Origin of the sequence: Streptomyces sp. NPDC058464 (genome assembly GCF_042721035.1) — a bacterium.
Lineage (GTDB): Bacteria > Actinomycetota > Actinomycetes > Streptomycetales > Streptomycetaceae > Streptomyces.
This window is the reverse complement of record NZ_JBHXMA010000045.1, coordinates 1-14,317: the sequence shown is the minus strand read 5'-3', so window position 1 is coordinate 14,317 and position 14,317 is coordinate 1. Positions and strand designations below refer to the sequence as shown.

Sequence of the window (14,317 nt, the reverse complement as noted above, 5' to 3'; positions counted from 1 at the left end):
GCGACAGGGCCGTGCGCGGCCCCGGTCAGAAGACGACCCACCACCCTTCGCGGGCCGCCTGCTCGGCCGTGTACGACACCCCGTCGGCCTTGAGTCCGGTGGCGTCGAGGAGGGTGATCTCGCCGCCGTGGTTGCCGAGTTGGGCGCCGCCGGAGAGCGGCACGGCGAGGGCGGCGCCGGCGGCGAGGGGGCCGGCCGGGACCGGGGAGGTCTGGCCGATGCGGTCGAGAAGGCGCCAGCCGGTGAGGTCGACCGGGGCGGACGAGGCGTTGAGGAGGGTGACGGTCTCCGCCTCGGGGGCGGGGCCGACCGGGTTGACCAGCGCGGCGACGATCCGGACCGGCCGGTCGCCGGGGGCGGGGCGGGAGGTGTCGACGTCGGGGAGGGTGTGGCCGGTGACGTCGTCGGTGTGCCAGGCCTGGCTCTGGAAGGCGAGGAAGATCCCGACCCAGCGCTCGGCGGCCTGGTCGTCGCCCGGGAAGCGGATCAGCAGTCCGCCGTCCTGCCAGACCCCGTCGTCGTCGGTGAAGCGGCCGCTGTTGCCCTGGTTCATGTGGATGTCGTGGACGCCGTTGCCGGGCAGGAAGCCGAACACCTTGTCCTTGACGCCGGTCTCGGGCCCCCAGCGCTCGCCGAAGAGGTACAGGCGGGCGCGGGAGTCGTCGACGGCCCGCCGGACGTAGTGGTCGAGCAGGTCGGCCAGGTCGTTGTCGGGTCCGGAGCGGTCCGCCGGCAGGACCCGCATCTTCGCCGGGTCGAAGAGGTTGCCGCGGACGAAGTCGAGGCCCGGGCCGCCGGGCCCGGGCGGCAGCGTGTTCCAGCCGCTCACCAGGCCCCCCAGACGGGCGGTGAGCGGGTGCTTGAAGTCGTCGTCGACGAGGTAGAGCAGTTCGGCGGGCTTCTGCTGCGAGAGGACGTTGACCGCGGCCCGGTAGTGGACGCCGGCGTCGTCGGCGAGGTGGATCTGGTAGTGCGGGCTGTCGGCGGCGCCCTCGCGCCGGGTGTCAACCGCCTTGGTGATCAGTACGCCATAGGTCTTCAACGGCATGATGACCAACTCCCCGTGAAGGCAGGCGGTTTGCCCGCCATGGCGGGAATCGTACGGGTCCCGGACCGGCGCCGGCCCGGGTTGGACGAATCTGCCGTTCATGTGAACATCCCGTGTGCGACCCGCGCCCGGTGGCCGGTTCCCTACGATCGTGCCGTGGTCAATTTCCTCCTCCAGCGGACGGCTCCGCTGCCGATCGACGAGGCGTGGCGCCGGCTCACGGAGTGGTCCCGGCACGCCGACGTGGTCCCGCTGACCCGGGTCACCGTGCTCACCGATCCCCCGACCCACGAGGGCACGATCTTCGTGGCCCGCTCCGGGTTCGGGCCGCTGTCGTTCGACGATCCCATGGAGGTGACCGTCTGGGACCCGCCGCGGGACGGCGGCTCCGGCCGGTGCCGGCTGGTCAAGCGCGGCCGGGTGGTGCTCGGCTGGGCCGAACTGGAGGTGCACCCCGGCCCCGGCGGCCGTACCCGGGTGGTCTGGCACGAGGAGCTGCGGATCCGGGGGCTGCCGTCGCTCTTCGACCCGCTGGTGCGCCGGACGTCCCGGGCCGTGTTCGGACGGGCGGTCAACTCGCTGCTCCGGCGGCCCTGACCGCGGTGCCGTACGACCGCCGTCCCCTTGGCAGACCCCGGCCGCAGGATGGACAGTGGCCGTCCGGTGCCGAACGGTCGCCGTGGGTCGATGCGGCCGGGAGGCTCGAAGGTGGCGTTCTTCTCGCCCGGGGAAGCGAAGCTGTTACGGGAGGCCGGGCATCCGCGCGGGTGGGCCCGCGGCGAGGTGCTCATGCGGGAGGGCGAGGAGGCGCACTCCGTCGTCCTGCTCACCGACGGCCTGGTCAAGGTGACGGTCGACTCGGCCAACGGCTACACCAGCCTGCTCGCACTGCGCGGCCCCGGTGAACTCCTCGGCGAGTTCTCCTGCATAGACGGCCGGCCGCGGGGTGCCACGGTCACCGCGATGCGCCGCAGCGAGGGCACGGTGGTCGCCGCGGAGGCCTTCCTGCGGCTCCTGGAGCGCGATCCGGGCCTGTGCCTGTCGGTGCTGCGCAGTGTCGTGGGCCGATTACGGGACTCCGACGGGCTGCGCGCCGAACAGGGCGCCCGCACCACCCGCGCCCGGGTCGCCGGGCTGCTCGTGAAACTCGCCGTGCAGTACGGGTCGGCCGCCCCGGAGACCCTGCCGGGCGCCGTCGCCGTGCAGGTCAACCAGCGTGAACTGGCCGCCGCCACCGGGGCGTCCAGGGAGTCGGTGGTGCGCTGCCTGCGGGCCATGCAGCAGGAGGGCCTGGTGGCCACCCGCCGGGGGCGGACCGTCGTACTCGACCTCGCGGGGCTGCGACGCTGGGCCGAGGACTGAACCGACGCGCTTGCGGCCCCGTGCGACCCGCGTGCAACCCGCGTGCACTCCGGGTGCATGAGAACGGAACTCCCGGCGCCGAATGCGTCATTTGACGCTGTACGGCGGCTGTGAAGGCGCTTCCATCGTCCCCTGGCGCCCGGACCGGTACGGCGATCGGGGGAACGGGCCGGGCGCTCCGGGGGAGCACACCGGGACGGCCGCCGACAGGGGGAGCTAGGCCACCGACCCGATCCGCCGCGCCGGGGCCTGCGAAGACGTCACGTCGTGGTGGATCGGGGTGTGCGCCCCGGTCAGGGCGACCCCGCTGCCGCCCCGGCGGTTCGCGACGATCTCGGCCGCGATGGACAGCGCGGTCTCCTCGGGCGTACGGGCGCCGAGGTCGAGGCCGATGGGCGAGCGGAGGCGGGCCAGCTCCAGCTCGGTGACGCCGACCTCGCGCAGGCGTTCGTTGCGGTCCAGGTGGGTGCGGCGGGAGCCCATCGCGCCGACGTAGGCCACCGGGAGGCGGAGGGCGAGCCGGAGCAGCGGGACGTCGAACTTGGCGTCGTGGGTGAGAACGCACAGGACGGTACGGCCGTCGACCTGTGTGCGCTCCAGGTACCGGTGGGGCCACTCGACGACGATCTCGTCGGCCTCCGGGAAGCGGGCCCTGGTGGCGAAGACGGGGCGGGCGTCGCACACCGTCACGTGGTAGCCGAGGAACTTGCCGACCCGCACCAGCGCGGACGCGAAGTCGATCGCGCCGAAGACGATCATCCGGGGCGGGGGGACGGACGACTCGACCAGCACCATGAGCGGTGCTCCGCACCGAGAGCCCTGCTCTCCGATCTCGAGGGTGCCGGTGCGACCCGCGTCCAGGAAGGCGGCCGCCTCGGCGGCGACCGTGCGGTCCAGCTCGGGATGGGCGCCGAAGCCGCCCTCGTGGGAGCCGTCGGCGTCCACGAGGAGGGCGCGGCCGAGGAGTTCCGGCGGCCCGGTGACGATCCGCGCGACCGCTGCCGCGTCCCCGTGCACGGCGGCGGCCAGCGCGGCCGCGACCACCGGCCGGACGGGGTCGTCCGCCCGTACCGGTGCGACGAGGATGTCGATGACGCCGCCGCAGGTCAGGCCGACGGCGAAGGCGTCGTCGTCGCTGTACCCGAAGCGCTCCAGGACGGTCTCCCCGTCCTCCAGCGCCTGCCGGCACAGCTCGTACACGGCACCCTCCACACAACCGCCGGAGACCGAGCCCACGGCGGTGCCCTCGGCGTCCACCGCGAGGGCGGCACCGGGCTGCCGCGGCGCACTGCCGCCGACCGCCACCACGGTGGCCACGGCGAAGTCCCGCCCGTCGGCGACCCACCGGTTCAGCTCCTCGGCGATGTCGAGCATGTCTGGGTCTCCTCACGGAACAACGGGTGTGTAGAGGGTTCGGTGAGCCGCGGGCTAGTTCACGCCCAGCCAGCTCTCAATGGGATTGAGGGCGAAATAGACCAGGAAGATCCCTGTCAGACCCCACATGAATGCCCCGATCTCCCGTGCCCTGCCCTGACCTGCCTTGATGGCGGTGTACGAGATGACGCCCGCGGCCACGCCGGTGGTGATGGTGTAGGTGAACGGCATCAGGACGACCGTCAGGAACACCGGAATGGCGGTGGCCCGGTCGGCCCAGTCGACGTGCCGGGCGTTCATCAGCATCATCGCGCCGATGACCACCAGGGCGGCCGAGGCGACCTCCTGCGGCACGATCGCGGTGAGCGGGGTGAAGAACAGGCAGGCCGCGAAGAAGAGTCCGGTCACGGCCGAGGCGAGGCCCGTGCGGGCGCCCTCGCCGACGCCCGTCGCCGACTCGATGAAGACCGTCTGGCCGGAGCCGCCGGCCACTCCCCCGATCGCGCCGCCCGCGCCGTCGATGAACAGCGCCTTGGACAGGCCCGGCATCCGGCCCTTGTCGTCGGCCAGTTTCGCCTCGGTGCCGACGCCGATGATGGTGGCCATCGCGTCGAAGAACCCGGCGAGGACGAGGGTGAAGACGATCATCGCCACCGTCATCGCGCCGACCTTGCCCCAGCCGCCGAACGCGACGTGCCCGAAGAGCGAGAAGTCCGGCATGGAGACGGCGGAGCCGTGCAGTTCGGGAGCGCCGTCGGCCCACTGCCTGGGGTCGACGACCCCGAGGCCGTTCAGCACGGCCGCCACGACCGTGCCGCCGATGATGCCGATCAGGATCGCACCGGGGACGTTCCGGGCCTGCAGCACGAAGATCAGCAGCAGGGTGCCGGCGAAGAGCAGCACCGGCCAGCCGGTCAGTTCGCCGGCGGGGCCGAGGGTGACCGGGGTGGCCTTGCCCTGGTGCACGAAGCCGGACTTGTAGAAGCCGATCAGGGCGATGAACAGGCCGATGCCCATGGTGATGCCGTGCTTGAGCGCGAGCGGGATCGCGTTCATGATCATCTCGCGCAGGCCGGTGACGACCAGGAGCATGATGACGACGCCGTACATCACGCACATGCCCATCGCCTGCGGCCAGGTCATCTCCGGGGCGACCTGCGAGGAGAGCACGCCGGAGACGGAGAGGCCGGCGGCGAGCGCGAGGGGCACCTTGCCGACGAAGCCCATCAGCAGCGTGGTGAAGGCCGCCGCGAACGCCGTCGCGGTGATCAGCGCCTTCTGGCCGAGGGTGTCCCCGGCCGCGTCCTTGCCGGACAGGATCAGGGGGTTGAGCAGGAGGATGTACGCCATCGCCATGAAGGTGGTGACGCCGCCGCGCACTTCACGCGCGACGCTCGATCCCCGCTGGGATATGTGAAAGTACCGGTCGAGCCAGGACCGTCCGGCCGGGACGCGGATGCCTTCTCCCGCGTCTTCGGCCGTCGCCCTGGGTTCGAGTGACTGCTGGGTCATGATGCCGTCTCCCAAGGTTCACAGGGGCCCCCGCAGCCGCCGTTGAGCAAACGCCCATGGCGGTACGGGATTTGGGAAGTGCATGACCCGGGGGACGGCCCGGAGGTGCACGCTTGTGGGTTCGGCGCCGGGGAGTTGGGCAACTGCCCGGCGCCGGGCTGCCGTTGTCCGGCGGTGTTACGCGTTGCCCGTCAGGTGTTCCGGGCGGACCGGTGTCCGGTTGAGCTCGAGCCCGGTCGCGTTGCGGATCGCCGCGAGGACCGCCGGGGTCGAGGACAGGGTGGGCGCCTCGCCGATGCCGCGGAGCCCGTACGGGGCGTGGTCGTCGGCGAGTTCGAGGACGTCGACCGGGATGGTCGGCGTGTCGAGGATGGTCGGGATCAGGTAGTCCGTGAAGGACGGGTTCCTGACCTTCGCGGTCTTCGGGTCGACGATGATCTCCTCCATCACCGCGATGCCCAGGCCCTGGGTCGTACCGCCCTGGATCTGGCCGACGACGGAGAGCGGGTTGAGCGCCTTGCCGACGTCCTGGGCACAGGCCAGCTCGATCACCTTGACCAGGCCCAGCTCGGTGTCCACCTCGACGACCGCGCGGTGGGCGGCGAAGCTGTACTGGACGTGGCCGTTGCCCTGCCCGGTGTGCAGGTCGAACGGCACGGTCGCGCGGTGCCGCCACTCCGCCTCGACCTCCACGGCCTCGTCACCGAGGACGTCCACCAGGTCGGCGAGCACCTCGCCGCCGTCGGTGACGACCTTGCCACCCTCAAGGAGCAGCTCGGCGGTGGCCCAGGCCGGGTGGTACGTGCCGAACTTGCGGCGGCCCAGCTCCAGGACCTTCTCCCGGACCAGCTCGCAGGAGTTCTTCACGGCGCCGCCGGTGACGTACGTCTGCCGGGAGGCCGAGGTCGAACCCGCCGAGCCCACCTGGGTGTTGGCCGGATGGATGGTCACCTGCGCCACGCCCAGCTCGGTGCGCGCGATCTGCGCGTGGACGGTCACCCCGCCCTGCCCGACCTCCGCCATCGCGGTGTGCACGACGGCCACGGGCTCGCCGCCGACGACCTCCATCCGCACGCGCGCGGTCGAGTAGTCGTCGAAGCCCTCGGAGAAGCCCACGTTCTTGATGCCGACCGCGTAGCCGATGCCGCGTACGACGCCCTCGCCGTGGGTGGTGTTGGACAGACCGCCGGGCAGCTGCCGTACGTCCGCGCCCTCGCTGCTCTCCCACTGGCGCTCGGGCGGGAGGGGCATCGCCTTGACCCGGCGCAGGAGTTCGGCGACCGGGGCCGGCGAGTCCACCGGCTGGCCGGTCGGCATGACGGTGCCCTGCTCCATGGCGTTCAGCTTCCTGAACTCCACCGGGTCCATGCCGAGTTGCTCGGCGACCTTGTCCATCTGCGCCTCGTAGGCGAAGCACGCCTGGACCGCGCCGAAGCCGCGCATCGCGCCACAGGGCGGGTTGTTGGTGTAGAGGGCGATGGCCTCGATCTCCACGTCGTCGACGACGTACGGGCCGATGCCGAGCGAGGAGGCGTTGCCGACGACGGCCGGGGAGGCGGAGGCGTAGGCACCGCCGTCGAGCACGATCCGGCACTTGACGTGGGTCAGCTTGCCTTCGCGCGTTGCCCCGTGCTCGTAGTAGAGCCGGGCCGGGTGGCGGTGGACGTGGCCGAAGAACGACTCGAAGCGGTTGTAGACGATCTTCACCGGCTTGCCGGTGCGCAGGGCCAGCAGGCAGGCGTGGATCTGCATCGACAGGTCCTCGCGGCCGCCGAACGCGCCGCCGACGCCGGACAGCGTCATCCGCACCTTGTCCTCGGGCAGGCCGAGCACCGGGGCGATCTGGCGCAGGTCGGAGTGGAGCCACTGGGTGGCGATGTAGAGGTGGACGCCGCCGTCCTCCTCGGGGACCGCGAGCCCGGACTCGGGGCCGAGGAAGGCCTGGTCCTGCATGCCGAAGTAGTACTCGCCCTTGACGATGACGTCGGCCTTCTTCGCGGCCTCGTCGGCGCTGCCGCGGATGATCGGCTGGCGGTGCACGATGTTGGGGTGCGGGACGTGGCCGATGTGGTGGTCGGCGCGGTTCTCGTGGACGTGGATCGCGTCCGGGGCGGTGGCGGAGGCCTCGTCGGTGATGACGGGCAGCTCGCGGTACTCGACCTTGATCTTCGCGGCCGCGCGGCGGGCGGTCTCGGGGTGGTCGGCGGCGACGATCGCGACCGGTTCGCCGTGGTGGCGCACCTTGCCGTGCGCGAGGACCGGGGTGTCCTGGATCTCCAGGCCGTAGTTCTTCACCTCGGTGGGCAGGTCGTCGTACGTCATGACGGCGTAGACGCCGGGCTGGGCGAGGGCCTCGCCGGTGTCGATCGAGACGATCTCGGCGTGCGCGACCGTGGAGCGGAGGATCTGGCCCCAGAGCATGTCCTCGTGCCACATGTCGGACGAGTACGCGAACTCGCCGGTGACCTTCAGGGTGCCGTCCGGGCGGAGGGTCGACTCGCCGATGCCGCCCTTGGTCTGGGAACCCTGGGTGACCTTGGTGGGAGTGCCGAGGGGGGCGCTGTTGGTGGGCATCCGGTTCAGACCGCCTCTCCCTGCCGGGCGGCCGCGAGGCGGACCGCGTCCATGATCTTCTCGTAGCCGGTGCAGCGGCACAGGTTCCCCGAGAGCGCCTCGCGGATGTCCGCGTCGGTCGGGTTGGGGTTGCGTTCGAGCATCTCGTCGGCGGCGACGAGGAGGCCGGGGGTGCAGAAGCCGCACTGGACGGCGCCGGCGTCGATGAAGGCCTGCTGGATGGGGGAGAGTTCGGTGCGTTCGCCGGTCTGGGAGTCGGAGGGGGGCTTGGGCTGCCAGCTCTTTGAAGTGTCACGCGTGACATGTGACATAGCACAGGCATCCGTCCCGCCGCAGGCCCGCTGCCGCGCGAACTCCGCCAGCCCCTCCACGGTCACGACCTCCCGCCCCTCCACCTGTCCGGCCGCGACCAGACACGAGCACACGGGCACGCCGTCCAGCCGGACGGTGCAGGACCCGCACTCCCCCTGTTCGCAGGCGTTCTTGGAGCCGGGCAGGCCCAGTCGCTCCCGCAGCACGTACAGCAGGGACTCGCCCTCCCACACGTCGTCGGCTTCCTGCGGGCGTCCGTTGACGGTGAAGTTGACGCGCATCAGGCGACACTCCCCTTCTGAAAAGTGGTGCCGCGGTACGACTCCCAGGTCCAGGTGAGCGTCCGGCGGGCCATCACGCCGACCGCGTGGCGGCGGTAGCTCGCGGTGCCCCGGACGTCGTCGATCGGGTTGCAGGCGGCGGCGCACAGATCCGCGAACTGCTTGGCGACCGACGGGGTGATGATCTTTCCGTTGTCCCAGAAGCCGCCCTCGTCGAGCGCCGCGTTCAGGAAGTCCTCGGCGGTCTTCGCCCGCACCGGCGTCGGGGCGGCCGAACCGATCCCCGTACGGACCGTCCGCGTCTCGGGGTGCAGGGCGAGCCCGAAGGCGCACACGGCGATCACCATCGCGTTGCGCGTGCCGACCTTCGAGTACTGCTGCGGTCCGTCGGCCTTCTTCACGTGGACCGCGCGGATCAGCTCGTCGGGCGCGAGGGCGTTGCGCTTCACACCGGTGTAGAAGTCGTCGATGGGGATGAGCCGGGTGCCGCGTACCGACTCGGCCTCGACCTCGGCGCCCGCCGCGAGCAGCGCGGGGTGGGCGTCGCCGGCCGGGGAGGCGGTGCCGAGGTTGCCGCCGACACCGCCGCGGTTGCGGATCTGCGGGGAGGCGACGGTGTGCGAGGCGAGGGCCAGGCCGGGCAGCTCGGCGCGCAGGTGCTCCATGATCCGGGTGTACGGGACGGAGGCGCCGAGCCGTACGCTCTCCTCGCCGGTCTCCCATTCGTAGAGTTCACCGATGCGGTTGAGGTCGAGGAGGTACTCGGGCCGGCGGTGGTCGAAGTTGATCTCGACCATCACATCGGTGCCACCCGCGATCGGCACTGCGGTGGGGTGCTCGGCCTTCGCGGCGAGCGCCTCCTCCCAGCTGGCGGGGCGAAGGAAGTCCATGACCGGCTCTCTTCTCCGTCTCGTGAGTCTCGTGAGTCGTGCGGATTGAGCCAATCCGTGTGCGGCGGGCCCGGCTCGTTCATGTCCTGTTGACGCGGAATGACGCCAGTACACCGCCCCTTGCTCCAGCGGGGTCAGTCACTGAAACCATGAAGGAGTTGGCTGGCCAGCACGGGCATCTTGTAGATTCGTATGAACGGGGGTCATCAGTAACCTCCTGGTCTTCCTGCGGAAACGCAGGAAACGCCCTGGCAGCCGTCGGTTGCGGTCCGGCGACCCCTGGTGACGGCCCGCGGCCCCGCCCGTCCGGGCGCCTCACCCGTGACCCTTCATCATTCATCGTAGATTTCGAGACACAGAACGGCGGCGACGAGATGCGGCTGCGCGCACTGCTGGACACCGATGCGCTGGGCCTGCGGCTGCTCGGCGGCGAGGACGAGCTGGACCGTACCGTGCGCGGGGTCATGACCACCGACCTGCGCGACCCGAGCCGCTACCTCTCCGGCGGTGAGCTGGTGCTGACGGGCCTGGCCTGGCGCCGGGACGCGGCGGACTCCGAGCCGTTCGTACGACTGCTGGTGCAGGCCGGGGTGGTCGCGCTGGCGGCCGGTGAGGCGGAGCTGGGCGCCGTCCCGGAGGACCTGGTGGTGGCCTGCGCGCGGCACCGCCTCCCGCTCTTCGCGGTCCACGAGTCGGTGGCCTTCGCGACGATCACCGAGCATGTCGTACGGCAGGTCAGCGGTGAGCGGGCCGGGGACCTGGCGGCGGTCGTGGACCGGCACCGGCGGATGATGACCTCGGGCCCGGCGGGCGGCGGCCCGGACGTGGTCCTGGACCTGCTCGGCTCGGACCTCGACCTGCGCGCCTGGGTGCTGTCCCCGGCCGGCCGGCTGATCGCGGGCTCCAAGGTGTCGGGGCCCGCGCTGCCCGCCGACGTCTGCGCCGGGCTGGCCGCCGAGCACCTGGCCGCGACCCGCACCGGCCGCCGCGGCCCGCATCGCGTCCTGCTCGACGGCACGACCTACTCCCTCTTCCCGATCCGTTCCAGCGGCCGTTCCGCGCAGGGTGCCCGGGACGTGCGCGAGAGCGTGCTGTCGGACTGGCTGCTGGCCGTGGAGGCGGACGCGGGCGACTGGCCCGAGGAGCGGCTCGACCTGCTGCAGGGCGTCACCCAGCTGATCGCCGTCGAACGCGACCGCCGCGACGCGGCCCGCACGGTGCGGCGCAGGCTCGCGCAGGAGGTCCTCGAACTGGTCCAGACGGGCGCGGCCCCGGCCGAGATCGCCGCCCGGCTGCGGGTGGCCGCCCCGGTCCTGCTGCCCGGCCTCGGCGCGGCCCCGCACTGGCAGGTGGTCGTCGCCCGCGTCGAGTGGGACGGCGGGGAGGTCGAGGGCGGTCCGGTGGCCCAGTCCCTCCTGGAGGAGATCCTGGTCGACCCGCTGGCGACCGGCCCGGAGCCCTCCGACCGGATAGCGGTGGCCCACACCGGCGACGAGGCGATCGCCCTGGTCCCGCTGCCCGCCGTCGTCGCCGAGCACGACGGCTCCGAGTCCGGCATCCATGCAGACGCCCTTCTGGAGGCTGTACGGGCCCCGCTGGCGGCGGGGCTCGACGACGACGGCCGGGTCACCCTGGGCGTCAGCGCGGCCGTGCACTCCGCGGAGGGGCTGCGCGGCGCCCTGGAGGAGGCCCGGCACGCCCGCCGGGTGGCTGCGGCCCGCCCGGGCCGGGTCTGCGCGGCCGGCCACCAGGAGCTGGCCTCGCACGTCCTTCTCCTGCCCTTCGTCCCCGACGACGTCCGCCGTGCCTTCACCGCCCGGCTGCTGGACCCGCTGCGGGACTACGACCGCCGTCACCGTGCCGAGCTGATCCCCACCCTGGAGGCGTTCCTCGACTGCGACGGCTCCTGGACCCGCTGTGCCACCCGTCTCCACCTGCACGTCAACACGCTGCGCTATCGCGTGGGGAGGATCGAGCAGTTGACGGGCCGGGACCTGTCCCGGCTGGAGGACAAGCTCGATTTCTTCTTGGCGTTGCGGATGAGCTGAGGTCACGCGGGCGTGCGACCGGCTCGCGCCAAGTGCCGCCGCCGTCCCACGACTTTGTGAAATTATTCACCCACCCTCTTGGCCCCGCGCGGCGATCGGTGCTGGAATGCGGCCACCACTTCACTGCTCGACGGCGCGCTAGGGGAGGGCAACGTGGCGTACTCCGCCATGTCTGGGAACGGAACGACCGCTGGTGACGATCCGCTCCAGACCGCGGTATGGCGGCTGCGCTCGCGGGCCTGCTGGGCCGACGCGGCGGCTTTGCTGCCGTCGGACACCGCGGCGTTCACCCTGCAGCGGGCGGGGCTGATGGTCGAGCGGTGCCTGTACACCGAGCGGGGCTGGGAAGAGGCCGAGGACGCGCTGCGGACGGCGGAGGCGGTGGCCCGGACCGACGAGGAGCGGGGGGCGGCCGCCTGCGAGCGCGGCCAACTCGCCTACGCGGCCACGCTGCACGGTGTCCGTGACCGGGCGGACGAGGCGCGGGCGGCGCTCGGACGGGCGGCCGCGCTCATCCCTCCGGGGGCGTCGGGGCGGGCCCTCCTCGACTTCCGCCGGGGCCTCCTGGCGGAGAACCTCACCCGCTCCCCCCAGGCGGCCCGCGCCGCCTACCGCCGCGCCCATGCCGCCGCCACGGCCCACGCCGACCCTCTCCTGCTCTCCTTCACCTGGCGGCACCTGGCCGGACTGGCGCTGCGGGACGGGGAGTTGGCGGAGGCCCGGCACGGTTTCGCGGAGTCGCTCCGGATCCGGGAGGAACTGGGCTACCTCGTGGGCACGGCCCCGGCCCTCGCCTCCCTCGCCGACACGGAGTCCGAGCCGGAGGCGTCCCGCCTGCGCGAGGAGGCAGGCCGCCTCTTCCGCCTCCTGGGCGGCGTCCCGACGTGGCTGGCCAAGCAGCTCACCCCACCGTCCCCGGGAGCGGCAACGGCGTGACGACCGGGGGCGGGGGTGTCACTTGCCGGCGCAGCCAGGTCGTGCCCCGTAAGGGGCGCGGGGCTGTATTTGATTTGCGGCTCCGCCGCGTGGGCGCGACCAGCCACGACGCACCCGCACCCGGCATACGGTCGGCACCCCTACGGCGGTCCCCCGTCAGCCCGCGGCAGCGAAATGCCCGGTCACCAGCCGTCGCACGACATCCAGCTCCCCCGAGACCAACGCCTCCAGCAGCGCCGCATGCTCGGCCGCGTCCGCCATCAGGTCGGCCCGGGCCCCGCGCAGCGGAACCGCACGGCGGTGCAGGTCCTCGGCGATCTGTACCAGCTGCTCGTTGCCCGCGAGGGCCAGCACCGCCCGGTGGAACGCCCGGTCGGCCTCCGCGTACGTCACCCGGCACCCCGTCGCCGCCGCCCGCACCGACTCCTCGGCGAGCGGCCGCAACGCGGCCCACCGCTCGGTCGGCACGCTGCGCGCCAGCCGCAGCATCACCGGTGCCTCGATCAGCGCCCGCACCTCGGCGAGTTCCGCGAGCTCGCGAGCGCCCCGCTCGACGACCCGGAAGCCGCGGTTGGGCACGACCTCGACCGCGCCCTCCAGCGCCAGCTGCTGCATCGCCTCGCGCACCGGCGTCGCGGAGACCCCGAACCGCTCCCCCAGCGCCGGCGCCGAGTACACCTCGCCGGGCGCCAGCTCCCCGCCGACCAGTGCCGTGCGCAACGCGTCGAGGATCTGCCCGCGTACGGACGCCCGCTGCACGGCGGGCCTCGGCTGCGGGATCGGCCGCTCGCTGTGCGTGTGCTCGCCCCGCGCGGCCGGCGGGCCGGCGGGGAAACCGGGCGCCTCCCGCGCCGTCTCCTCGGACCGCGACTGCGCCGGCACCCTGGCCGTCTCGGCGGAAGCCGCGTGCGCGCGCTGGTTCACGGGTCCTCCTCCGGCTCGTCGGCACTTGGGTCATTAACGGCGGGTTGTTACTTGTCCGTCAAGCACCTTAGGCGCACAAGGCGCTGGTTCAAATTCCCGAACGGGTGGGTAAGGTAAGGCTTACTTATCTGGCAGTCGGCCCTCACCCGATCGGCGGTAGCCCATGATCTCCCCCGTCTCCGCCTCCTACGCCCGCCTCACCGAGGTCTGCCCGGACCTGGCGGTCGCGGAGCTGGGGCCGGGCGACGCGGCACCCCGGGGCGGCGACTGGGTCTGCGCGGCCGAGCTGGCGGCGGGCGGTCCCGGTCTGGACGCCTTCCTGGCCTGGGACGAGGACCAGATCCTGCGGGACGAGGGAAGGCCGGCCCGCCCCGACGTGGTGGCGACCTTCGGCCTGCACCGCTACGGCTGGGCCGCCTGCCTCCTGATCACCCTCCCCTGGTTCCTGGACCGCCGGGTCCCCCGCCTGCCCGCGACCGAGGTGTCGTACGACCGCACGGCGGGCCGGATGGCCGTGCGGGTCGCCTCCTTCGCCTGCCTCCCGGGCGACCCGGCGGCGGCGCTGCCCGGCGCGGTCGTCGTGGCCGGCGAGGAGGCGCTGCGGGCCGAGGTGCGGGCGGCCGTCGCCGAGCACCTGGAACCGGTCCTCGGCGGCTTCGGACCGCGGATGCGGCGGCGCGGGCGCGCCCTGTGGGGCATGGCGACCGACGAGGTCGTCGAGGGGCTCTGGTACATCGGCGGCCTGCTCGGCGAGGAGACGCGGGCCGTACGCGAACTCGAACAGCTGCTCCCGGGCGCGACCAAGCCGTACGTGGGCTCGGCCGCCTTCCGGGTGCTGTCAGGACCGGCCGGGGAGCCGCTGCCCACCCGGGACCGGGCGAGCTGCTGCATGTACTACACGCTGCGCCCCGAGGACACCTGCGCCACCTGCCCGCGTACCTGCGACGACGTCCGGATCGCCAAGCTCGCGGCGTCCGCGGCCGCCGGGGGGCGCCGCACGCCGCCCCCGTGCCCCCCCCCCGGGCCCACCCCCCCCCCGCCAACCCAAATATAGCC

Annotated in this window: 12 protein-coding genes; 5 read left to right on the top strand and 7 right to left on the bottom strand. The window is 72.7% G+C overall.

Going from position 1 to position 14,317, the window contains the following annotated elements; all coding sequences use genetic code 11:
* Positions 1-25: 25 nt before the first annotated feature.
* Positions 26-1,048, bottom strand: coding sequence for a DUF2278 family protein (locus ACFWPQ_RS41550; RefSeq protein ID WP_384047183.1), 1,023 nt, complete (start codon positions 1,046-1,048; stop codon positions 26-28).
* A gap of 156 nt (positions 1,049-1,204) precedes the next feature.
* Here ACFWPQ_RS41550 and ACFWPQ_RS41545 point away from each other — a divergent pair, with 156 nt between their 5' ends.
* Together ACFWPQ_RS41545 and ACFWPQ_RS41540 are read left to right on the top strand one after the other, a co-directional pair.
* Positions 1,205-1,645, top strand: a complete 441-nt coding sequence (locus ACFWPQ_RS41545; RefSeq protein ID WP_384047180.1) for an SRPBCC family protein — start codon at positions 1,205-1,207, stop codon at positions 1,643-1,645.
* Positions 1,646-1,756: 111 nt separating this feature from the next.
* Positions 1,757-2,410, top strand: coding sequence for a Crp/Fnr family transcriptional regulator (locus ACFWPQ_RS41540; protein ID WP_361301031.1), 654 nt, complete (start codon positions 1,757-1,759; stop codon positions 2,408-2,410).
* Positions 2,411-2,626: 216 nt separating this feature from the next.
* On the opposite strand, the gene ACFWPQ_RS41535 is transcribed toward ACFWPQ_RS41540, so the two are convergent.
* The 5 genes from ACFWPQ_RS41535 to ACFWPQ_RS41515 form a co-directional block, all read right to left on the bottom strand.
* Positions 2,627-3,784 carry an XdhC family protein gene (locus ACFWPQ_RS41535; RefSeq protein WP_384047176.1) on the bottom strand — a complete coding sequence of 386 codons (1,158 nt, stop codon included), beginning with the start codon at positions 3,782-3,784 and terminating at the stop codon, positions 2,627-2,629.
* 54 nt (positions 3,785-3,838) lie between these two features.
* Positions 3,839-5,296 carry an NCS2 family permease gene (locus tag ACFWPQ_RS41530; protein WP_384047173.1) on the bottom strand — a complete coding sequence of 486 codons (1,458 nt, stop codon included), beginning with the start codon at positions 5,294-5,296 and terminating at the stop codon, positions 3,839-3,841.
* 177 nt (positions 5,297-5,473) lie between these two features.
* Entirely contained in the window at positions 5,474-7,870 is a 2,397-nt protein-coding gene (locus ACFWPQ_RS41525; protein WP_384047170.1) for a xanthine dehydrogenase family protein molybdopterin-binding subunit, read from the bottom strand.
* A 5-nt stretch (positions 7,871-7,875) separates the two neighbouring features.
* The gene (locus tag ACFWPQ_RS41520; protein WP_384047167.1) at positions 7,876-8,463 is read right to left on the bottom strand and encodes a (2Fe-2S)-binding protein; all 588 of its coding nucleotides are present in this window, start codon (positions 8,461-8,463) and stop codon (positions 7,876-7,878) included.
* Entirely contained in the window at positions 8,463-9,353 is an 891-nt protein-coding gene (locus tag ACFWPQ_RS41515; RefSeq protein WP_384047165.1) for an FAD binding domain-containing protein, read from the bottom strand. The genes ACFWPQ_RS41520 and ACFWPQ_RS41515 overlap by 1 nt, the downstream gene beginning before the upstream one ends.
* Before the next feature lie 374 nt (positions 9,354-9,727).
* Here ACFWPQ_RS41515 and ACFWPQ_RS41510 point away from each other — a divergent pair, with 374 nt between their 5' ends.
* Positions 9,728-11,401, top strand: a complete 1,674-nt coding sequence (locus ACFWPQ_RS41510) for a PucR family transcriptional regulator (RefSeq protein WP_384047162.1) — start codon at positions 9,728-9,730, stop codon at positions 11,399-11,401.
* Positions 11,402-11,569: 168 nt separating this feature from the next.
* Entirely contained in the window at positions 11,570-12,337 is a 768-nt protein-coding gene (locus ACFWPQ_RS41505) for a hypothetical protein (protein ID WP_384047158.1), read from the top strand.
* A gap of 156 nt (positions 12,338-12,493) precedes the next feature.
* Here the strand turns inward: ACFWPQ_RS41505 and ACFWPQ_RS41500 are convergent, their stop codons facing one another.
* Positions 12,494-13,261 carry a GntR family transcriptional regulator gene (locus tag ACFWPQ_RS41500; protein WP_384047155.1) on the bottom strand — a complete coding sequence of 256 codons (768 nt, stop codon included), beginning with the start codon at positions 13,259-13,261 and terminating at the stop codon, positions 12,494-12,496.
* Positions 13,262-13,424: 163 nt separating this feature from the next.
* On the opposite strand from ACFWPQ_RS41500, the gene ACFWPQ_RS41495 reads away from it, so the two are divergent.
* Positions 13,425-14,315, top strand: a complete 891-nt coding sequence (locus tag ACFWPQ_RS41495; protein WP_384047152.1) for a (2Fe-2S)-binding protein — start codon at positions 13,425-13,427, stop codon at positions 14,313-14,315.
* The last annotated feature ends 2 nt before the right edge of the window (positions 14,316-14,317 follow it).